Here is a 20,104-nt window from a genome sequence, read left to right on the forward strand (position 1 = left end):
TCAATAATCGCAACAAAAAACACATGTTGTGTTTCAATGCGCGCAGTGTGACAGTAAAAAATGACAGAAAGATGACAATTGAAATAAAAGCGTCAATTTAGCTTCATAAAATGTTATTAATTTTGAAATAAAAACGTAACTCACTGTTGTAAAATTAAATTTTTATGAAAGCTAAATTAAATTAATTTTAAGCTTTTATTTGTAGCTCAGTTAATAAAGTGACTAACTTCTCTAACAGAGGGGTTTGCTCGTTGTCTCTGTGGTAAGCAACAAACACATCACGCGATGTATGCGCAACATCTTCAACATGATAAAGCTCACCAGATTTAAGCTGCTCTTCAACTAATAACTGAGGAATAAAGGCACTGCCGCCGCACTTCAAAATTAAATCAAGCGCAATACGGCCCGTACTGGTTCTAAAATATGGAGGGGCGTGGCCGTTAAACTCACGAGCATGCCATAAAGAAAAGGTGGTACCCCAATCAACATAGACATATTGATTATCGAAAAAGTTTTCACTATTTGCTGTTTCAAAAGCACTCACAGGAATAATAGGTAACTCACAAATTCGCTGTACAACCAGTTCATCTACTTTAGGGGGATCGAACAACACAGCTAAATCTAGAGTACGTTCCAGTAATAAGCGAGTACTCTCTTGTTGTGCTTTGACTTCAGCAACTAACGACACACCCGGCATAGCAGAAACAATATTAGTAATACCAAACTGTAAAAATGCATCCCAAATATTAGGTGTTCCTGCTAAGCTAATTTGCTTATGCATATTATCTGCAAGTGCCACATCAACTTTTGCGCGCTGCATACCCGTAATGATCATTTGTGCATGTGGCAGTAATCGCTCACCAGGCGCCGTTAACTGTATGTTGTTACGTTGGCGAATAAATAAGTTAACGCCTAAACCTTGCTCTAATTGTCGGATCCGAAAACTCACCGCAGACTGTGTAATATATAAATTTTCAGCTGCCTTACCGAAATGGCGCGTACGGACCACTTCAACAAAAGTCTTCAATAAATCGATATCCATTTTTTACCCTTACGATAAAAATAATTTGTTTAATAAAATCGACAACTTGATCCATACTCCAGCAAGAAATTAGGGCATGAGGATAAAGCCATGAGCAATGACATTTCATCACTTCGTCAGGCATTTGCAAGCCAACGTCAATTCTATGATGATCAAAATTTCCCACGCGGTTTTGGTCGTAGTGGTCACTTCACTTTGCTAGAAGCCGACATTCTCGAGCAGCATGGTGTTGTTCTAAAGGGTTTATACAACAAAACCCTAGAACCACAAAATGAATTTCAAACTCAATTTGTACAAGTTGTCACCGGCAATCTTGACGCGACCAATGCAATTGAACGTGCTTGGGTCAAATACCTAAAGCAAACCACTTGCAAAACGAAATTTCATACATTGTTTGGACGTTCCCGTATTGCAAACCCAACAACACAAAGCGTTGAATATTATTCTGAGTCAGACAGCTTATAACGATTTGCTTTTTTAGGCTTTTAAGGTTAAAACTTGTAGTAACTATTGCTTCGCCAAAAAGTTATAACAAGGCAAACCGTGACTAGAAGAATATTAATAATTGAAGATACGCCAACGATTGCGCGAGTGCAAAAGCATATCGCGCAAAAAGTTGGTTATGAAGCCGATATTGCAGCCTCGTTGGCTGAAGCAAAAAAGTTAGTTGAAGAGCACTCTTATTTTTGCTCGGTAGTAGACTTTATTCTACCTGATGCACCAAAAGGCGAAGCAATTCCTTTTACTATCGCCTCTGATATTCCCACAATTGTCATGACGGGAAACCTAGATGAGACAACGCGTAATATTGTCGAAAAGCACCCAATAATTGACTACATTACTAAAGAAAATAAACAAGCTTATCAGTATCTGGAAAAACAACTCGCTCGCTTGCCTCGTAATGAACAAGTGCAAGTTCTTGTCGTTGATGATTCAGCGGCAACTCGCCACCACATTTGTAACTTATTAACTCGTCACAAATACCAAACCATTGAAGCTGTTGATGGTGTCGACGCTTTAAAAGTACTGGCTGAAAACCCAAAAATATCGGTGATCATTACCGATAACGAAATGCCAAACATGAATGGGGATGAGCTTTGTGTTGAAATTCGTCGTTTATATTCCAATGATGAAAAAGCCATAATCGGCATTTCTGCACTCGATACTCTGCACTTATCAACGCGCTTTTTAAAATCAGGTGCAGACGATTACCTTCGCAAGCCATTTAATAATGAAGAATTCTATTGCCGGCTAAGTCAAAACGTCGACATGCTTGAAAACATTAAAACGATTCGTTTACAGGCAAACACTGATTACCTCACTAAGCTGCCTAATCGCCGCTATTTCTTTGGTGAAGCAAACAGCCACCTCAAAGCTGCAAAACTGGCAGAAAACTCTGTATCTTTAGCTATGATCGATATTGACCACTTTAAATCAATAAACGATAACTATGGTCATGATGCCGGTGATGAAGTGCTTAAGGGCTTATCGCAATGTATGGCAAAGTATTTTAAAAATAATTTAGTTGGCCGCTTTGGTGGTGAAGAGTTTGCAGTATATTTTGCTGATCAAGACCGACATGAATCGTTACAGCGTTTAGAAAAATTCCGCTTATTTGTTGAAAAGCACAGCCCTGAATTTAGCAAAGACCGTATCAAGTTTACGCTGTCGATTGGTTTTCATAATGGGCCTATTTATAGTTTAGATGAACTAATAAAACAGGCCGATCTAAAGCTTTATCAAGCAAAAGAGTCTGGGCGCAACAAGCTAATAAGCTAAGCCTATACAGGCTTAGTCACTGCCTCTAATTTCGCTTTGCGTTGCTTACGACTTTGGCGGTACGAATCCCAACTGAATAACGCCAAAGCGCTCCAAATACAGGCAAAGGTCACCACACGCTCAGCATCAAATACCTCACCATAAAAAGCCACGGCAAGCATAAACATTAAACTTGGACCTATGTACTGAAAAAAGCCTAATGTGCTGTACTGAAGGCGTTTTGCTGCACCGGTAAAACACAACAGTGGTAAAGTTGTCACCACTCCTGCACTTATCAGTAACACGTTAATATGCCAATCATTTGCAGTTAAATCAGAGCTTGGCGAAGGCGCCATAAACCACCAGTAAATAAGTGCAACAGGTAATAAAATAAGTGCTTCGAGCAATAACCCTGGTAATGATTCAATCGGCAGCTTTTTGCGTAAAAGACCATAAATAGCAAACGAGCCAGCTAGCGAAAAAGCAACCACAGGAAATGATCCAAAGCTCACTAATTGAAGCAGCACACCACAAAGCGCGAGGCCTACAGCAACGCCTTGCCATTTGCGCAGCCGCTCACCTAAAAACAACATACCAAGCAACACATTTAGTAGTGGGTTGATGTAATAACCTAAACTAGCATCGAGCATGTGATTATTGTTCACCGCCCAAATAAATAACCCCCAGTTAAAGCCAAGTAAACTTGCTGTTATTACCAACATCAAAAGTAATTTAGGTTGCCCAAGCACAATTCGAATACGCTGCCATTGATGACGAGCTGCAATAATAAGAAGTAAAAATAACACCGACCAAATAACACGGTGCATTAAGATCTCAAAAGCAGAAACCTGCTGAAGAAATTTAAAATAAATGGGTGCAAGACCCCACATAAAAAAGGCTAAACAAGCGAAAATGACACCTTTTCGCTGCTCAATGTTGGTAGGCATAAGTTTGGCTTTATAGTTTAAAAGCGCTATTTTACGCCCCCTAAACAGTGACGCAACCAAAACACGCTAAATAAGCCCATGTATTTACTTCTTAAAAGGGACTGCCATTGTTGCAAAGTAACGCCGTGACATTAAGCTCCTGTGAAACGCTGAATTCTGCATTTTGAGATAGTTTGGGTATATTGCTAAAGACATCGCTATAAAAAACCACTAAAATGCTCGGCGATGAATACCAATACCGCAATGTCCAACACACCCGTTCGATCACCACAAGCCGTACTCAAACAAGTGTTTGGTTACAAGGACTTTCGTGATGGCCAAGAAGCGATTATAGCCGCAGCGCTAGACGGCCAAGACTCGCTTGTACTTCTACCAACGGGTGGAGGCAAATCATTATGCTATCAAGTACCCGCTTTGATCCTTGATGGTGTTACTGTGGTTATCTCGCCGCTTATATCCTTGATGCAAGACCAAGTTGCCCAACTAAGAGCGCTCGGCGTGCAAGCGGCCTACATCAATAACAGCCTGCCTTTTGAAGAGCAACAAGCTGTCTATCAACAATTACACTACGGCCAAATTAAGCTGTTATATGTTGCACCAGAAAAAGTATTACAACACGAATTTTTAGAGCGCTTGAGTCATCTTAAACTCGCACTTTTTGCTATTGATGAAGCTCACTGTGTGTCGCATTGGGGGCATGACTTTAGGCCGCATTACTGTCGGCTCAACGAGTTAAAGCAACGCTTTATGCACGTGCCCATGATGGCCCTTACAGCAACGGCAGATAAAGCAACTCGTTACGATATTATTGAACAGCTTCAGCTTAACCACCCTTACGTGCACACTGGTAGCTTCGATAGACCTAACATTCGTTACACCATAGAAGAAAAATTCAAACCTATGGTACAGCTGCTTCGATATTTAAAAGAGCAGCAAAATCAAAGCGGCATTATTTATTGCACCAGCCGAAAACGGGTTGATGATGTAGCCGAAAAACTTGCTGACGCAGGGTTTAATGCCGCCGCCTACCATGCAGGTATGAGCAATGAACAACGCCAATTTGTGCAATCGGGCTTTGCCCGTGACGATATTCAAATTGTGGTTGCGACCGTTGCCTTTGGCATGGGGATTAATAAACCAAACGTACGTTTTGTGGTGCATTACGATATTCCAAAAAGCATTGAGGCTTACTACCAAGAGACCGGTCGTGCAGGTCGTGATGGTCTGGCTGCAGAAGCGATAATGTATTTTGATCCGGCCGATATTGGTCGCGTACGCCGCTTTTTTGAAGATATTGAAGACGAGCAACGGCGTCGTGTTGAAGAGCAACGCTTTAATGCTATGGCCAGCTTTGCCGAAGCACAAACATGCCGCAGACAAATTTTGCTAAATTACTTTAGTGAATATAAGCGCGAAACCTGTGGTAACTGTGATATTTGCTTAAACCCACCGACTAGCTTTGATGGCACACTTGTCGCACAACAAGCTCTCTCGTGTGTGTATCGTGCAGAACAACGTTTTGGTATTGGCTATATTGTTGAGTTACTGCGCGGCGCAAACACTAGCCGTATTCGTGATAACAATCACCACCAGCTAAGCACCTATGGCATAGGAAAAGAGCATAGTGTGGAGTTCTGGCTAAGTATTTTAAGGCAGCTTATCCATCAAGGGTTATTAAGCCAAGATATTACCCAAGGCTCTTCATTACGCTTAACCGAAGCCGCCCGTGCGGTGCTTAAAAGTGAGTATGCACTGCAACTTGCTGAACCTCGCCTACAAGCTAAGCACGTTTACCAAGATAAACTTGCTCAGTTTAATTACGATAAAAAGCTGTTTGCAAAATTACGTGCCTTACGTAAAGAGTTGGCAGATGCTGATGATGTACCACCTTATGTGGTATTCAATGATAAAACTCTCGCTGAAATGGCGCAGCTCATGCCAACCAATGACAGTGAGTTTTTGAAGGTATCAGGTGTTGGTTTCACTAAGCTCAATAAGTACGGCGAACCGTTTTTAAATACCATTCGCGACTATCTTGCCGCTAATTAGGACTGCTATGACTGAACTAAGCTATGATGCTGAGCATGAAATCATTCTCATAACGTCAAGTGAGCTTCCACACGACGAAGACTTTGAACTTTGGGCAACCCTTTTCTTACACGCTCCAGCAATAACAACCGCCGACTTTGATGCTGGCGCTGATCGTCATCAATTACGCTTTCACTTTACAGATCATAGTTTTAATCTAAACTTTGAACATTACAGTGAAAGTATTTGGATTAATGCTGAAGGCATTGATGTTAGTGCAGTTTTACCGCAACTTTATCAATATTTAGTCATGCAATTACAATAATAAGCTAGACTTTTTTCCACGCTTAGTATGTAGTAGTTGCACAGGACATACTCAACTAAGGGTGTAAATGGGATTTAAGCAGTCGCACTTTGTTGCTAGGCTAATAACACTATTACCAATCTGCATAGCAGCCAATGTTCATGCAGAACAGCAATTCACTGACGATAATAATTATTGTCAAAACCAGCGCACGCTTAAATCGCAAGATAATAACTTACGCCGCCAACTCGATGCAGATAATCCACTTCCCGATGCTGCTAATAACCGTAAAATAGTCGCCATTGAACTTGAACAGCTAAACGTCTTTAACACTGAGCTAGAAGAAGAAAATAATTTTTTATTCCGGTTTGCCAATCGCGCTCACATGACGACTGAGCCAGAAGTAATACACAGCGTTTTATTGTTCGAAGAAGGTGATGTTTACAATCCACGTAAATTACTAGAGTCAGAGCGGTTACTGCGTAAACAAGGCTATTTATATGATGCACGTATCAACGCAAAGCTCGATTGTGATGGCAACGTCCATGTAAAAGTAATTACGCGCGATCTGTGGACTTTATTACCAGAAATAAGCTTTAGCCGTAGCGGCGGTGAGAATGAGTCGAGTATTGGCTTTCGCGAGTCAAACTTTTTAGGCTGGGGTAAACGTGTGTCGTTTAGTCGCACCCGTGATGCTGATCGCACTGGTTACCTATTTGTGTATGACGATCCACATATATTCTCTAGCCGTTATCAAGGCCGTTTAGAATACTCAGACAATGATGACGGTAAACGTCATTACCTCGATGTCAGCTACCCGTTTTTCTCAATCGATACGCCCTACAGTTACGGTGTTACAAGTTACTCTGACCAGCGCAGAGAATCTCTTTACTACCGTGGTGATGTAGTTAGCGAATTTGAGCAAAAGACCATATTAAACCGTGCTTACTTTGGTCACTCATCACAACTTGGCAATAGCTGGACTCAGCGTATCAAACTCGGGGTAGAAAATCGTAAGGATACTTTCAAGGCCATATCATTAACGAATTTACCTATCGCTGAAGATAGAACGCTGAGTTACCCTTACGTTAGTGGTCAATGGTTTGAAGATCACTACGTTAAGGTTAGAAATTTCGATAGCATCTACCGAACAGAAGATTTAAACCTCGGTTGGAATATCCGCGCTTTACTCGGTTATTCGAGTAAAGACTTTAGCGACGATGCCAGCCGTACTATTTATTCGTTATCTTTATCAAAGGCGCATTACTCTGGAGACAACCAATTGTGGCGCTTTAAAGCAGACCTAGATGGCTACTGGAATGAAGAAACCGATGACGTCGAAAACCTGTTTGCCAGCACGCAGTTACAGTATTACCTCAATACCACACTAAGACAAAGCTGGTATGCCAAAGCCCGCCTACAATATGCAGAAAATCTCACTGCTGATAAGCAACTCACGATTGGTGGGGAGAATGGTTTGCGTGGATACCCGCTTGACTACCAAGTTGGCGACCGCAGCTTTTTAGTGACTTTAGAGAAGCGCTACTACTGGGAATATGACTTACTGCAATTGTTTAAAGTGGGTGGTGCCGCGTTTTATGATATTGGTAGAGCTTGGTATAACAACAAAGATAATGGCGATAACGGTAACGTGCTGCAAAATGTGGGAGTGGGCCTTCGCTTAGCGCCAAGCCGTGCCAATGCCGGTACGGTAATTCACCTAGATATTGCCGCACCAATTAACAAACAAGATGATGATATCGACTCTGTGCAGTGGCTAGTAACGGTTAAAAATACCTTTTAAAGTAGTGTTATTGTTTAGCTAAAAAGCTAAAATCGAAACGTAAAGTATTAACTTAGGAACCCTTTTGGACTTCGTCGAATTCTTTAACGAGCAATATCATTTAATCGTGACTGTTATCGCGGTTTTGCTTTACCCGCTGCTTCGTAAAACCACCAAAAAACTGCTGTTAAAAGCAATTAAAGGCAAAGCTGATCCGCATCGTGAATACCGTGCTGAGCTGTTGCTCAATATCATTCTTGCCATTGTCATGCTGTGTTTAGTATTGGTTTTTTGGGGTATAGAGCTACGCGGCTTACTAGTACTTGGCTCATCCATTTTTGCCATGCTAGGTGTCGCGCTTTTTGCAGCCTGGTCGTTACTAAGTAACCTAACAGCCTTCTTGTTGATGTTTATTCAAAACGACTGCCGCGTTGGCTTTTGGGTGAGAGTAATTGATGGTGCAAACTTCTTAGAAGGCCGCATTATCGAAATGGGACTAATGAACGTGGTACTTGAACACGTTGATGGTCACAAAGTGATTTACCCAAACAACATCTTTGTTACCCGCCCTGTGATGGTCCTAAAAAACCCACCTACGGCAACCAAAGCGCCAACCATAAAACGTATTTTAGGTCCAAAAAAGTAACGACTTAAAGTTAACGAGATGCTTGCTAAAGAGGTGTTTTTTTTCTGCTTCCATAGGCGATTAATATAAAACTAAATAAAATGACTAAAGGGTGAAATAACACAATGTGAACAACACTTTGCTCAGTAAAAAAGCCGTGCGTAAGTGAAATAGCAAGCGTGCATAAGCCTGTATAAAATAGAAAAATTTTCATCTTTGATCCTTTAGTCATTCTTACGACAATTAAGTAAGTAAAAAAACTATAAACCTTGTACTTGCTCTAAGGTCAAGTATTAGATGGGGGCAGGCGGATACAAAAAAGCCAAACAGGTAGTTTGGCTTTTTGAATTACAGAATAGGGTATTAGTTATTTAATTCTGCGGTTTTTAACTCGTCTTCAATATCACTTATTTCATCAATAAAGTTTTCGAGCTGTTGTTCAACTAAGCTGTTTGCGTGAGCAAAGTAAGCAAGATGGAATACGGCATCCCCCTCGTTTACCAGCGGCATGGTTTGTTGACCAATGACAATACCGCTGCGCGGCGCTAGTAACTCAAGCTCAGCATCACCAAGAGGGCTGCTAATATAAGCTAGAACCTGCCCTTTCATTACTCGCTCACCGAGTGACACTTGTGCACGAACAATACCGTCAACTTCAGCGCGTACCCAACTCGTCGAGCTTGCAATAATCGGCTCTGGTAGCTTTTTAGCACGCTTGCCACGCACCATTTTTAAATGGCGCATGACATAGTCAACACCTTGCACACCAGCTGCAATGGCTATTGGGTCAAAGCGTAGCGCTTCGCCGGCTTCATAGGTAATAACGGGTATTCCTAAATTGGCCGCTTCACTGCGCAATGAGCCATTACGAAGTGACGCGTCAATCACCGCTGGAGTACCAAACGCTTTTGCCATAGCCGCCGTTGCAGGGTCGCTCAAATTGGCACGAATTTGTGGCAAGTTAGTTCGGTGAATTGCACCTGTGTGCAAATCAATAATATGCGTACAATGCATTGCCACCTGAGTAAAAAACGCATTCGCCATTCGCCCTGCTAACGAGCCTCGTGTTGAGCCCGGAAAACTGCGGTTCATGTCACGGCGGTCTGGTAAATAGCGTGACTTGTGAATAAAGCCAAACACATTCACAATCGGTACCGCAATAATAGTACCGCGCAATTGCTCTGGATCGATTTTAGCAAGCAACTGCCTAACAACCTCAACACCATTGAGCTCATCACCGTGAATTGCAGCACATACCATTAATACAGGCCCTTGCTGCACACCATTGACGACTTCAATTGGAATATTTAACGGCGAGTGGGTGTAAAGCTTGGCAGCTTCAATCGCAAATGTTTTACGTTCGCCAACACCAACCGTATCGCCTAAAATTGAAAACGGTGTATTTTTCTTAACCTTAGCCACGCACTTTTCCTTTTAATAGAGCGCTTATTTTCCTATGGGTAAAGGCTTAACCTTTACCACGCGTTGCAGTTCTTTTTGATGCCGCTGTTTTTTCAATAAACTCAACAATCATGCCTGCAATGTCTTTGCCGGTTGCAACTTCAATACCTTCAAGACCAGGTGATGAGTTAACCTCCATCACCAATGGACCACGTGCAGAGCGAAGTAAATCAACACCCGCTACGTTTAAACCCATCGCTTTAGCAGCTGCAACCGCTGTTCTTCTTTCTTCTGGAGTAATACGAACCAATGTCGCACTACCACCTCGGTGTAAATTAGAGCGGAATTCACCTTCTTGCGCTTGACGCTTCATCGCAGCAATTACTTTATCGCCTAATACAAAACAGCGAATGTCCGCACCGCCCGCTTCTTTGATGTACTCTTGCACCATAATATTGGCTTTTAAGCCCATAAACGCTTCAATTACACTTTCTGCAGCTTTACGTGTTTCAGCTAATACCACACCAATACCTTGGGTACCTTCAAGTAGCTTAATAACCACTGGTGTGCCACCCACCATGCTTAATAAATCTTTTACATCATCAGGTTTACTTGCAAAGCCTGTTACTGGCATACCCACACCTTTACGTGAAAGTAGCTGTAATGAACGTAACTTATCGCGCGAGCGAGTGATCGCCACTGATTCATTGACAGGGAATACCCCCATCATTTCAAACTGACGTAATACCGCACAGCCATAAAAGGTCACTGATGAACCAATACGCGGTACGATAGCGTCAAAATCTTTTAAATTTTCACCGCGGTAATGGATTTCAGGCTGCTCTGAATTGATGTTCATATAACAACGAAGTGCATCAATTACTTTCACTTCGTGACCACGTTGCTCTGCAGCTTCAATTAAGCGACGTGTTGAATATAAATTTTGGTTGCGAGATAAAATACCAAGTTTCATAGTTAAAAACCTTAACTGATAAACTCATACACGTAACAACGTGTGATAAGTCCTTTTCCTATAATAAATGAGATAAAGCCGGATCAACGACTATGCGATTTTCCATTGCTGTACGCCCTAACAACATTCTAAACTTCATTGTTGAACGGTTACTTAAAGTCACCCTTACAGGCCAGCTTTGGGTTCCTGCGACTAATTTTGTTTCAATAAAGTAGCGTAGCTCACGCTGACCGCTTGAACTGGTCACATACTTACGCTCAACTACTTTGGCGCGACACTCTACCGTTGTTTCTACATCGTCTTGTAGAGGATGGGTAGTAAATTTCACCCATGCTTCGCCATTTTCTGAAAATTCCTCAATGTCAAAAGCATGAATACATGAAGTTCTTGCTCCGGTATCAACTTTTGCTTTGATTTTTTCTATTCCCAGTTCAGGCAGGCCAAGCCATTCTCGCCAGCCAACAATAATTTTTGCGCTCATTAATGTGCCCTCTATAAAAAAGTGTCTTATACGCTACAGAGCTAGAAACACCAACGAAATATATTTATCCCCTCGATAAATCGATTTCATTAATATAGTCTTGACTATACTAATGTATATACTCAACTATATCGCACTATTTGTAAAACGAGAGTTCAATATGATCAATGGGTTACTTCATGTCTTAATCTTAGACGAACAAGGCGGTGCACGTGCTATTGAAAATAGTACTGAGCTGCAAAATTGGCAACCCGAACACGGAAAACTTTGGGTGCACATGGACTACAGTCAAGCTGAAGCCGTTGAATGGCTTGAGCAAAGTAATTTATTAACTGATTACGAACTTGAGTCGCTGATTGCCGATGAAACACGCCCGCGTTTAAGTAAAGTCACTAATGGTAATATGCTGTTTTTACGTGGAGTTAACTTAAACCCAGCGCAAAGTCCAGAAGACATGGTCTCGCTACGCTTGTTTATTAACGAAAACATTGTGGTCACAACACGTAAGCGCCGTTTATTATCGGTGCAAGATATTGTTGAATCGTTCGATGGCAGCAATGGTCCTTGCACAATTTCTGAGTTAGTGTGCCAATTAGCGCAAAACCTAACCTCGCGTATGCAAGCTGTTATCGACAATTTAGATGACACACTCGATGGATTTGAAGATGAAATTGATGAACCAAACAAAGGCTTTGATCATCAATCATTAGCACAAATTCGCCGCCAGACAATCGCGTTAAAACGTTATCTACGGCCACAAAAAGAAGCACTTATTACTTTGTTAAACAACAAGTATAAGTGGTTAGATGAAGACGATAAGGCACGCTTAAACGAAACAACTAATATGTTGATCCGTTATTTAGAAGAGCTAGATAGCTCAATTGAACGCGCGCAAATTATTCAACAAGCAATTACTAGCCAAGTATCTGAGCAACTAAATCAGCGCATGTATGTGATGTCGGTGGTTGCTGCATTGTTTTTACCACTTGGCTTCTTAACAGGCTTATTAGGTGTAAACGTAGGCGGTATTCCGGGCACTGAAAGCCCTTACGCATTTAGCTTGTTTATTATTTTCTTGGTGGTGCTAACCGTTGGGATTGGCATTTACTTTAAAAATAAAAAATGGCTATAGCTCGACAACCTTTTTAATTAAATCAAGGCGGACGGCATGTTCGCCTTTTTTTGTTGCCAAAATCAGGTGCTCGCCACCGGAGTTGAGTATCTTCAAGGTCTTTGCCTTACCTTCTAACTGCTCACCAGATTCTAAGGTAATGCGTAATAAAGAGTTATGCATGCACCATAATTCATATTTATCGTAGTCGCCACAGGCGATGGGTTGATAAGTCATTGGCTTTTGAGACTGCTGAAGGAATAAATCGAGCTTAGAAGATATTAAAGTGAAGAGCAAATGGCGCTCTCGGCAGGGATCGAACCTGCAACTTAGCCTCCGGAGGGCCACGTGATATCCATTTCACCACGAGAGCACATTTGTCGTTATCAATACTGACTCGCGATATCAGCATGACAACCCGGCAATGATAATGGCATCTTGCGCTAAATGCTAGCATCAAGGCCTTTATATGCACACAAATTCAGCAATTTGCATTAAAACACTTCACTTTCGTGCAGAACCAAGGTATTAACGTATACTTAATAAAATTAATAACAAGGTGGCAGTATTGCCATGTAAGGGGAATTTGATCATGAGTTTAATGTCTACAGAGCAAGTCGCGGAATTTTTGGGTGTAAAAGTTGAACGCGTAAAGCGCCTTGCTCGCGAACATTTACTGATTCTCGAAATCACAAGATGACAAAGGGGAGCCTTTGTTTGAACAAGAAGATGTAAAAAAATATAAAGAACTTGCTGAGCGAATTGGCGGTCTTTAATTTTTAGCTTTTTCTATGAAGTGGTTAAGCTGTGTTAGCAGTGGCGCCACTTTATCCATCGCACCACGTTGTTCATACCAACAAATACATAAAAGTAAAAACAGCGCATGAAATGCCGCGAGCTTTTCAACTGATAAGTAAAACTCGTGATGTTCGCACACTAACGCTTGGTAATGTTTAAGTAACGCCAGTTGCTGCTCATCATTTAACGCAAAGCTCACCACCAGCGCAGCTAAGTCAAAGTAAACATCGTTGCTTTTGGCATATTCAAAGTCGATTAAAAACATACCCGTCTCATTCACAATGATATTTTCTTTCACTAAATCATTATGACAAAAACCCATGTCTTTAGGTGCACTATCAATATAAGCCAGTGACTGCTTAATTAGCTCTGCGTGTTGCTGGTATCGCGCTGTTTGCTGGTAGAAGTTAATTTCATAAGCAATATTCATCGGCTCGGTTAGCACAGGGTAACGGTGTAAATTAACTAAGTCGGGCAATAAGCTACTACAAAATTCACCGCTGGCAATGCTGCCTGCCACGTATTCGAAAATAGCCGTGTCGGTTGCTTGTTCTAACCAAAGTGGGGCTGGGCAGCAGCTTTGCTTTGCAAAATGCGCTTGCGCCGCAAGGCCAATCGCCGGCCAGTGGTCGCGATAGTGCTTAACCAAAAAATCTTGGCTTGCTGTTTTTACTAGGTAGTTATCATTGCTTAACCCCTCAACCAGTGGACTGATTGAGGTGATAACTAAACGTGAGTTGAAGCGCGTAAAAAGCGCGTGAATTTGTTGCTCAGTTTTCATCTATAGCTGTGCAAGCGGCTTAGCCTGATGCTGCTCGTATTCTTCATACCAAGTTTTAAAGCCCCATGCGGCCATAATGGTGTAAAACACGAAAAGTACTAAGGTTGGGTAATACCCTTTTTCAAAGTACAGATACATAGATGCTGCATCAATTACAATCCAGTACAACCAGTTTTCCAGCACCTTCTTGGCAACAAGGTAGGTTGTTACCACCGCAAAACAGGTGGTAAAGCTGTCTAGATAAGCAAAATCAGCGTGAGTGTAATTGGTCATCACAAAACCAATGGCAACTGAGGCCAGTGAGGTGGCAAGCAAAATCACCGCGTGGCGCTTTAACGACCATGAAATAATGGGCAGATGATCTTTATTGTCCATGCCCCTGCGCCAAACGACCCAACCATATACCGCCATATACATGTAGTAAAAATTCAGGAGCGACTCCATCAACAGTGCGCCATTCCAGTACATTACGGTATAAATAAAGGTGCTTACAAACGCGGCAGGCCAACACCATAAGCTTTCTTTAATCGCTAACAGCAAATACGCCACCGATAAAGCAACGGCAATATATTCCCAATGCGACATGGCAGTAAAGCCTGAGAAGGTTTCGTTTAAAAATTCCATAACACGCGCTACTGTTGGCTTTAGTCTTCGCTAGGCGACAAGTCACCATGTAAGAATTTACAGACGAAAATAGCTTTACCAAACTCTTCATAAGAACGTTTGATTTCAGTATTAAGTACAGACATCACTAAATCATAGTCACCAAAAATCTGAGTAGATAGGGTGTTGGTGATCACTTTAAGCCCTTCATAACTGTTTACACGGTCAATAAAACCTTTGATAAACGGAATGTAGTCTTGATGTAGTGGGTACTTACTGATCTCTACTGAAAGTTTCATTATGAGTTACCGAGTCTTTAAAAAGTATTGCATTGTAACCCGCTTGTACTAACAAGTCATGGCTATAGTTATTTTTTAGTGTAAAATCAGCCCCGATAAACATTGAGGATTCATTATGGCACGCCGCATCACTTACAAATTTAAAAACCAGCCTCGCGAAATCAATTTTGCAAAAGATAAATACCGCGATATGTACCATGCGATCGCAGCGGCTGAAGGCATTGATTTAACTAATTACTTAAAGATGGAACAACAGGTCGAAATGACTTCAAAAGGCTCTGCGGCGGTACGTAACTTTCGTGACCAAGAATTCGCACGAATGGGTTTCAGTGACGTGTATTTTATTAAAGAGTAACAAAGTTACTCTTGATACTCGTAGCTGACTCGTGGGGTGATATTACAGAGTAATTCGTAAGGAATAGTTGTTGCGCACTGGGCAATCTCTTCAACGGGAAGCTCTGGCCCCCACATGATCACCTCATCACCCACTTTTATGTTGTCGCGGTTATCACCAATATCCACCGTGATCATGTCCATCGCCACACTGCCAACAATACCATAGCGTTGTGATTTGATAACCACAGGTGTGCCCTGCTCGGCATGGCGTGGATAACCATCCCCATAGCCCATCGCAACCACCGCAAGCTTAGTCGGTTTATCGCTATGCCAGCGTCCGCCATAGCCAACACACTGATCGGCATCGACATCGCGTATCGCGATAACTCGCGTAGTCAAACGCATAACAGGCTCCAGTCCGTGCTGCTGCCCTACACCATTAAGCATTGGCGATACGCCATAAAGCATCAAGCCAGGACGCACCCACTCACCATGACCTTTTGGTTAAGCAATAATACCAGCAGAGTTTGCAAGGCAATGCTGCTCACTTTTGCCATCTGCCAGTGAATCAAATAAGGCAATTTGCTGAGCGGTCTTTTCATCATTAATGTCATCGGCGCACGAGAAATGGGTCATTAACTTAATGTCATCACGGGCATTCGGGCTTGCTTTTAAGCGACTATAGAAGGACTCAAATTGCGATGGTGCAATACCCAGTCGATGCATCCCCGTATTCACCTTTAACCAGCATGCAATTGGTGCATCAAGGCTTGTTTTTTCAAGCGTTGCGAGCTGATTTTCATCATGAATAATGGTTTGAAAGTTATTGGCAAGCAAGATAGGTAAATCATCTTTATGAAAAAAACCTTCAAGCAATACAATCGGTTTTGTCAGTCCACCTGCACGTAGCGCTAACGCTTCGTCTATTCGCGCAACCGCAAATGCATCCGCATCATTTAAGTATTGAGCAATTTTAACTAAGCCATGGCCATAAGCATTGGCTTTAAGCACCGCCATTACTTTGCAACCAGGCGCAAAGCGCTTCACTTGCGCTAAATTATGAGCAAGTGCTTTTAGGTTGATTTCGGCAATGGCTAAGCGCATTAGTATTCGTCGTCCATAGCTGGACCCGCGTAGTTATCAAAACGCGAGAATTGACCTTGGAAGGTTAAACGTACTTTACCGATTGGACCGTTACGTTGCTTACCTATGATGATTTCGGCCACGCCTTTTTCTGCACTGTCTTCGTTATACACTTCATCACGGTAAATAAACATGATTAAGTCGGCATCCTGCTCGATTGAGCCTGATTCACGTAAGTCGGAGTTGATTGGGCGTTTATCGGCACGTTGCTCTAGGGTACGGTTAAGCTGCGATAGTGCAATAACCGGACACTGCAGCTCTTTTGCCAGTGCCTTTAATGAACGAGAGATTTCAGCGATCTCTAAGGTACGGTTATCCGACAAGCTTGGCACACGCATTAGCTGCAAGTAATCGACCATGATCATACTAATACCGCCATGGTCACGGGCAATACGACGTGCACGTGAACGCACATCTGTTGGTGTTATTCCGATGCATCATCAACATACATCTTACCTTTTTCCATCAACAAGCCCATGGTTGACGACAGGCGCGCCCAATCGTCATCATCTAGCTGGCCGGTACGCACCTTAGTTTGGTTAATACGACCTAGCGATGCTAGCATCCTCATCATGATTTGCTCTGAAGGCATCTCTAATGAGTAAATAAGTACAGGCTTGTCTTGGGTCATAGCGGCGTGTTCGGCTAAGTTCATCGCAAAGGTTGTTTTACCCATCGATGGACGTGCCGCCACAATGATAAGGTCAGAAGGCTGCATACCCGCCGTCATTTTATCCAGATCGGTATAGCCGGTACTTACACCCGTCACACCATCTTGTGGCGACTGATAAAGCTCTTCAATCTTATCAACGGTTTTTTCTAAGATACTGTGTAAGTTTTGTGGGCCTTCAGTGCTTTTACTACGCTGCTCAGCAATTTTGAATACTTTACTTTCAGCAAAATCGAGCAGGTCATGACTAGTACGCCCCTCGGGGCTAAAGCCAGCTTCTGCAATCTCGTTTGCAACACCAATCATTTCACGAATAACAGCACGCTCTCGTACGATATTCGCGTAAGCATCAATGTTCGCCGCACTTGGCGTGTTCTTGGCAATTTCAGCAAGGTAGGCAAAACCACCAACACTACTTAACTGATTGTTTTTCTCTAAGCTCTCAGAAATAGTGATCAAATCGATTGGATCACCCCCTTCAGCAAGATTCACCATTGCTTCAAAAATGAGCTTATGGGTGCGGGTATAAAAATCCTGCGCAACCACTAACTCAGCAACACGGTCAAACGCTTGATTATCAAGCATTAAACCACCTAAAACAGATTGCTCAGCTTCAATTGAATGGGGAGGGACTTTTAACGTATCGACTTGCTTATCTGGTTTGGCCATAACATCACAAAACTAAAATTGAATGGCTCTATTCTATCTACTTGCTAAGGCTGTGCAAATAGTTAATACCAATCGACTTAAATATTTGGTCATTCTAGCGTGCTAAATAAAGCGCTAACTGCGTTAGAAATGTCTAAAGTAGAGTAACTACATGTCAAAATTTCTGCCTTGTTATCACTTCATTTATCTGTCGCTATTTAAGACCAACAACTTAACACGATTGGTATGAGCGGGAAGTCTTCCCGCTTTATTGTAATTGAGTGAAATATTGTAATTGAGTGAACTGCAATCGTTATTTCTGTTTACGAAGTTCAATGCGTCCGCTAATGGTATCCATTTCGATATCAGCACCCCCACCGTTAATACTAAATTCTAAGTCGCTAGATGGGCCGTATTTCGCCTTCGTTGCTTTGTCATCGCTTAGCTCATTAACGATTTTGCCGTTAGCATGAGCTTCAATTTCAAACTTTGCCGATACATCTGCAGGGAAGTAAAACTCGGCATCACCACTGACTGATTCAAAACGAATATTGGCATCTGCTAGCAGCTTATTGATGTGTACTTCTGCTTCACCATTTACAGTATTGATGCGCAGTTTTTTAATTGCATCAAAAGCAAAGTCGATATCACCGTTTACGTTTTCAAGACGCACATCTTGTGCTTTGGTTTTTGACTTAATGTCGCCATTCACCGCGGTAAAGCGTAAAGCACCTTGTGAGTTTTTATCGTTAATTTCACCATTAACGGTTTCAAAGCGAATATCACCGTTTAAGTCGTGGGCATTTACATCGCCATTGACCGTTTCAAAGCTCATGTTGCCGCGAATATCTTGCACTGTGATATCACCGTTGACGGTATCAATCTCTGCGCCCGCTTCAAGCTCTTTAGCACTAACTGTGACATTCACCCCAGCAAATTCAAGCTCACTGCTTTTTGGCATGTAAATGGTTAAACGAGAACCGTCACCACTATTCCAGCCACCTAAGTTACGCGGCATTTTTACGATAAATTCAACACGGCTGCCTTCAACCTCTAAACGATAGCCTTGTGCTTTATCGTCAAGCTCACCTTCGATTTTAAGTTGTGGTTTATCCCACCCTTCAATGCGTACATCACCACGTTGGTTTTCAATAAAAATGCGTTTATTTGCAGGTACATCAATTTGTTCATTAATGGTTTGTCCTGCCATTGCCATCAGTGGCAGTAATCCTAAAGTTAAGGCTAGTAATTTCATAATTGTCACTCCTAAATCGTTTGCCACTTCGGTGCATGCACCTTGTTAATTAAGTCCAGTTGTTGCTGATAAACCTGCGACAGCATTTGTAATAAAGCTGGGTTTTCAGGTTCATTCTCAAGTGCTTGCTTTATGGCACTTTCGGCTTCTTCTAACTCTTTTAGTTGCTGCTGCCAGTTATCGGTTAACGCAGGTTGATTTTGATACTGCACCAACAAGCCTTGCTTTTGCTTAGTAAAATAATCGCTCATTGCCATCATGCTATTTGGCTCACCTTGGCCAACAAAAAGCTGTACGGTCAATAGTGCGGCAATACAACAAGCGGCAACTGCAGCGAGTTTATTCCAGCCATGGTTTGGCTTCTCAGTTTGCTCTGGTTGCCCTGTTGCAATTGCTCGCTCAACACCGGGCCAGAATCTTTGTCTGGGCTAATATCTTGCTTATGGTTAAGCGAGTCATTTAAAAATTGTTCAAATTCTGGCTTACTCATTTTCATACCACTCTTTTAATAACTGCCTTGCACGGTGAAATTGCGATTTACTTGAACCGACTGCCATATCAAGCATGCTTGCTATCTCTTCATGGCGATAGCCTTCAATTGCATGAAGTACAAACACCATACGTGCTCGCTCAGGTAGTCTCAGTACTAATTTGTCAAGGCCGTTAAAGCCGTCGCAATCTGCTGCGCTTTGCTCATCCATACCGCTTTGTTCAAAACTCACTACTTTTTGAAACCAGCTTTTATGTTTGCGAATGTAGCTAATCGCAATATTGCTAGTAACACTGTGTAACCAAGTCGAAAATTGTGAGCGTCCATCAAAGTTCGCGATTTTGTGCCACAACTGTACAAACACTTCTTGTGTTGCATCTTCGGCGTGCTCTTTGTCTGCAAGCAATCGCAAACATAGGCTATAAACCCGCTTCACATGCAACTCATAAAGTGTTGCATAGGCTGCTTGATCACCGCTTTTTACGCGCTCTATCAAGGCATGCTCACTTTGCTGGGCGAACGCTTGTTCTGCATCTATCAACATCCTGGATGTTGTCCTTTATGATTATTGTTGTGAATTTAGTGTATTAGACGTAAGGAGGGATTCAAAAGGTTTAAATGAAATTAA

19 protein-coding genes, 1 tRNA gene and 4 pseudogenes are annotated in these 20,104 nt (G+C 42.2%); 9 read left to right on the top strand and 15 right to left on the bottom strand.

Annotation, left to right across the window (positions count from 1 at the left end; genetic code table 11):
- Positions 1-187: 187 nt before the first annotated feature.
- The gene (locus ACRWSG_RS06460) at positions 188-1,042 is read right to left on the bottom strand and encodes a LysR family transcriptional regulator (protein WP_054554216.1); all 855 of its coding nucleotides are present in this window, start codon (positions 1,040-1,042) and stop codon (positions 188-190) included.
- Positions 1,043-1,132: 90 nt separating this feature from the next.
- Between ACRWSG_RS06460 and ACRWSG_RS06465 the strand changes: the two genes are divergently transcribed.
- Together ACRWSG_RS06465 and ACRWSG_RS06470 are read left to right on the top strand one after the other, a co-directional pair.
- Complete coding sequence (locus ACRWSG_RS06465) at positions 1,133-1,507, top strand: MaoP family protein (protein ID WP_138616409.1); 375 nt, start codon at positions 1,133-1,135, stop codon at positions 1,505-1,507.
- A gap of 78 nt (positions 1,508-1,585) precedes the next feature.
- Complete coding sequence (locus tag ACRWSG_RS06470) at positions 1,586-2,821, top strand: GGDEF domain-containing response regulator (protein ID WP_462165922.1); 1,236 nt, start codon at positions 1,586-1,588, stop codon at positions 2,819-2,821.
- Between the two features lie 2 nt (positions 2,822-2,823).
- Here the strand turns inward: ACRWSG_RS06470 and rarD are convergent, their stop codons facing one another.
- Positions 2,824-3,747: an EamA family transporter RarD gene (gene rarD / locus ACRWSG_RS06475; protein WP_054554213.1), complete on the bottom strand. Its 924-nt coding sequence runs from the start codon at positions 3,745-3,747 to the stop codon at positions 2,824-2,826.
- 225 nt (positions 3,748-3,972) lie between these two features.
- Here rarD and recQ point away from each other — a divergent pair, with 225 nt between their 5' ends.
- The 4 genes from recQ (at position 3,973) to ACRWSG_RS06495 (ending at position 8,508) form a co-directional block, all read left to right on the top strand.
- A complete protein-coding gene (gene recQ, locus ACRWSG_RS06480) occupies positions 3,973-5,796 on the top strand; it encodes a DNA helicase RecQ (RefSeq protein ID WP_138601124.1) in 1,824 nt (607 codons plus the stop codon).
- Between the two features lie 7 nt (positions 5,797-5,803).
- Entirely contained in the window at positions 5,804-6,100 is a 297-nt protein-coding gene (locus ACRWSG_RS06485) for a DUF3630 family protein (RefSeq protein ID WP_462165923.1), read from the top strand.
- Between the two features lie 67 nt (positions 6,101-6,167).
- A complete protein-coding gene (locus ACRWSG_RS06490; RefSeq protein WP_462165925.1) occupies positions 6,168-7,883 on the top strand; it encodes a BamA/TamA family outer membrane protein in 1,716 nt (571 codons plus the stop codon).
- Positions 7,884-7,947: 64 nt separating this feature from the next.
- Positions 7,948-8,508, top strand: coding sequence for a mechanosensitive ion channel domain-containing protein (locus ACRWSG_RS06495; protein WP_095209703.1), 561 nt, complete (start codon positions 7,948-7,950; stop codon positions 8,506-8,508).
- A gap of 342 nt (positions 8,509-8,850) precedes the next feature.
- On the opposite strand, the gene ACRWSG_RS06500 is transcribed toward ACRWSG_RS06495, so the two are convergent.
- From ACRWSG_RS06500 to ACRWSG_RS06510, 3 genes are read right to left on the bottom strand one after another with little or no spacing between them, the layout of a single operon-like run.
- Positions 8,851-9,909: a succinylglutamate desuccinylase/aspartoacylase family protein gene (locus ACRWSG_RS06500; RefSeq protein WP_138601134.1), complete on the bottom strand. Its 1,059-nt coding sequence runs from the start codon at positions 9,907-9,909 to the stop codon at positions 8,851-8,853.
- Between the two features lie 46 nt (positions 9,910-9,955).
- The gene (rimK, locus tag ACRWSG_RS06505; protein WP_054554209.1) at positions 9,956-10,861 is read right to left on the bottom strand and encodes a 30S ribosomal protein S6--L-glutamate ligase; all 906 of its coding nucleotides are present in this window, start codon (positions 10,859-10,861) and stop codon (positions 9,956-9,958) included.
- Positions 10,862-10,919: 58 nt separating this feature from the next.
- Entirely contained in the window at positions 10,920-11,342 is a 423-nt protein-coding gene (locus ACRWSG_RS06510; RefSeq protein ID WP_054554208.1) for an ATP-dependent zinc protease family protein, read from the bottom strand.
- A gap of 160 nt (positions 11,343-11,502) precedes the next feature.
- Between ACRWSG_RS06510 and zntB the strand changes: the two genes are divergently transcribed.
- The gene (gene zntB / locus ACRWSG_RS06515) at positions 11,503-12,474 is read left to right on the top strand and encodes a zinc transporter ZntB (RefSeq protein ID WP_054554207.1); all 972 of its coding nucleotides are present in this window, start codon (positions 11,503-11,505) and stop codon (positions 12,472-12,474) included.
- On the opposite strand, the gene ACRWSG_RS06520 is transcribed toward zntB, so the two are convergent.
- Both ACRWSG_RS06520 and ACRWSG_RS06525 read right to left on the bottom strand, forming a co-directional pair.
- Positions 12,469-12,690 carry a Rho-binding antiterminator gene (locus tag ACRWSG_RS06520; RefSeq protein WP_194442935.1) on the bottom strand — a complete coding sequence of 74 codons (222 nt, stop codon included), beginning with the start codon at positions 12,688-12,690 and terminating at the stop codon, positions 12,469-12,471. The genes zntB and ACRWSG_RS06520 overlap by 6 nt on opposite strands.
- A 61-nt stretch (positions 12,691-12,751) precedes the next feature.
- Positions 12,752-12,826 (bottom strand) — tRNA-Arg (locus tag ACRWSG_RS06525).
- Positions 12,827-13,045: 219 nt separating this feature from the next.
- Between ACRWSG_RS06525 and ACRWSG_RS06530 the strand changes: the two are divergent.
- Positions 13,046-13,229 (top strand): annotated as a pseudogene (locus tag ACRWSG_RS06530) (helix-turn-helix domain-containing protein).
- On the opposite strand, the gene ACRWSG_RS06535 reads toward ACRWSG_RS06530, so the two are convergent.
- From ACRWSG_RS06535 to ACRWSG_RS06545, 3 genes are read right to left on the bottom strand one after another with little or no spacing between them, the layout of a single operon-like run.
- Complete coding sequence (locus ACRWSG_RS06535) at positions 13,226-14,032, bottom strand: phosphotransferase family protein (protein ID WP_339981795.1); 807 nt, start codon at positions 14,030-14,032, stop codon at positions 13,226-13,228. The pseudogene ACRWSG_RS06530 and the gene ACRWSG_RS06535 sit on opposite strands and share 4 nt — an antisense overlap.
- On the bottom strand, positions 14,033-14,656 hold the full coding sequence (pnuC, locus tag ACRWSG_RS06540) for a nicotinamide riboside transporter PnuC (RefSeq protein WP_138616418.1): 624 nt from the start codon (positions 14,654-14,656) through the stop codon (positions 14,033-14,035).
- A 20-nt stretch (positions 14,657-14,676) separates the two neighbouring features.
- Positions 14,677-14,934, bottom strand: a complete 258-nt coding sequence (locus tag ACRWSG_RS06545; RefSeq protein ID WP_054563401.1) for a YkoF family thiamine/hydroxymethylpyrimidine-binding protein — start codon at positions 14,932-14,934, stop codon at positions 14,677-14,679.
- 115 nt (positions 14,935-15,049) lie between these two features.
- Here ACRWSG_RS06545 and ACRWSG_RS06550 point away from each other — a divergent pair, with 115 nt between their 5' ends.
- Positions 15,050-15,289 carry a DUF2960 domain-containing protein gene (locus tag ACRWSG_RS06550; protein WP_054554201.1) on the top strand — a complete coding sequence of 80 codons (240 nt, stop codon included), beginning with the start codon at positions 15,050-15,052 and terminating at the stop codon, positions 15,287-15,289.
- Positions 15,290-15,294: 5 nt separating this feature from the next.
- Here ACRWSG_RS06550 and alr read toward each other — a convergent pair.
- The 5 genes and pseudogenes from alr to ACRWSG_RS06575 all read right to left on the bottom strand — a co-directional run bounded on the left by alr (position 15,295) and on the right by ACRWSG_RS06575 (position 20,020).
- Positions 15,295-16,374: pseudogene (gene alr, locus ACRWSG_RS06555) on the bottom strand (alanine racemase).
- Positions 16,374-17,752, bottom strand: a pseudogene (dnaB, locus tag ACRWSG_RS06560) (replicative DNA helicase). Before dnaB ends, alr begins: the two co-directional pseudogenes overlap by 1 nt.
- A gap of 292 nt (positions 17,753-18,044) precedes the next feature.
- The gene (locus tag ACRWSG_RS06565; RefSeq protein ID WP_462165926.1) at positions 18,045-18,986 is read right to left on the bottom strand and encodes a DUF4097 family beta strand repeat-containing protein; all 942 of its coding nucleotides are present in this window, start codon (positions 18,984-18,986) and stop codon (positions 18,045-18,047) included.
- A gap of 11 nt (positions 18,987-18,997) precedes the next feature.
- Positions 18,998-19,482, bottom strand: a pseudogene (locus ACRWSG_RS06570) (hypothetical protein).
- Complete coding sequence (locus tag ACRWSG_RS06575; protein WP_054554197.1) at positions 19,469-20,020, bottom strand: RNA polymerase sigma factor; 552 nt, start codon at positions 20,018-20,020, stop codon at positions 19,469-19,471. Before ACRWSG_RS06575 ends, ACRWSG_RS06570 begins: the two are co-directional and overlap by 14 nt.
- Positions 20,021-20,104 lie beyond the last annotated feature (84 nt).

The organism is Pseudoalteromonas sp. GB43 (assembly GCF_054923805.1).

What these genes read in the sequence shown, in the direction of transcription:
- ACRWSG_RS06460 (WP_054554216.1), bottom strand. Translation starts at nt 1,042, where the DNA reads ATGGATATCGATTTATTGAAGACTTTTGTTGAAGTGGTCCGTACGCGC.
- ACRWSG_RS06465 (WP_138616409.1), top strand. Translation starts at nt 1,133, where the DNA reads ATGAGCAATGACATTTCATCACTTCGTCAGGCATTTGCAAGCCAACGT.
- rarD (WP_054554213.1), bottom strand. Translation starts at nt 3,747, where the DNA reads ATGCCTACCAACATTGAGCAGCGAAAAGGTGTCATTTTCGCTTGTTTA.
- recQ (WP_138601124.1), top strand. Translation starts at nt 3,973, where the DNA reads ATGAATACCAATACCGCAATGTCCAACACACCCGTTCGATCACCACAA.
- ACRWSG_RS06485 (WP_462165923.1), top strand. Translation starts at nt 5,804, where the DNA reads ATGACTGAACTAAGCTATGATGCTGAGCATGAAATCATTCTCATAACG.
- ACRWSG_RS06490 (WP_462165925.1), top strand. Translation starts at nt 6,168, where the DNA reads ATGGGATTTAAGCAGTCGCACTTTGTTGCTAGGCTAATAACACTATTA.
- rimK (WP_054554209.1), bottom strand. Translation starts at nt 10,861, where the DNA reads ATGAAACTTGGTATTTTATCTCGCAACCAAAATTTATATTCAACACGT.
- ACRWSG_RS06510 (WP_054554208.1), bottom strand. Translation starts at nt 11,342, where the DNA reads ATGAGCGCAAAAATTATTGTTGGCTGGCGAGAATGGCTTGGCCTGCCT.
- zntB (WP_054554207.1), top strand. Translation starts at nt 11,503, where the DNA reads ATGATCAATGGGTTACTTCATGTCTTAATCTTAGACGAACAAGGCGGT.
- ACRWSG_RS06520 (WP_194442935.1), bottom strand. Translation starts at nt 12,690, where the DNA reads ATGACTTATCAACCCATCGCCTGTGGCGACTACGATAAATATGAATTA.
- ACRWSG_RS06535 (WP_339981795.1), bottom strand. Translation starts at nt 14,032, where the DNA reads ATGAAAACTGAGCAACAAATTCACGCGCTTTTTACGCGCTTCAACTCA.
- pnuC (WP_138616418.1), bottom strand. Translation starts at nt 14,656, where the DNA reads ATGGAATTTTTAAACGAAACCTTCTCAGGCTTTACTGCCATGTCGCAT.
- ACRWSG_RS06545 (WP_054563401.1), bottom strand. Translation starts at nt 14,934, where the DNA reads ATGAAACTTTCAGTAGAGATCAGTAAGTACCCACTACATCAAGACTAC.
- ACRWSG_RS06550 (WP_054554201.1), top strand. Translation starts at nt 15,050, where the DNA reads ATGGCACGCCGCATCACTTACAAATTTAAAAACCAGCCTCGCGAAATC.
- ACRWSG_RS06565 (WP_462165926.1), bottom strand. Translation starts at nt 18,986, where the DNA reads ATGAAATTACTAGCCTTAACTTTAGGATTACTGCCACTGATGGCAATG.
- ACRWSG_RS06575 (WP_054554197.1), bottom strand. Translation starts at nt 20,020, where the DNA reads ATGTTGATAGATGCAGAACAAGCGTTCGCCCAGCAAAGTGAGCATGCC.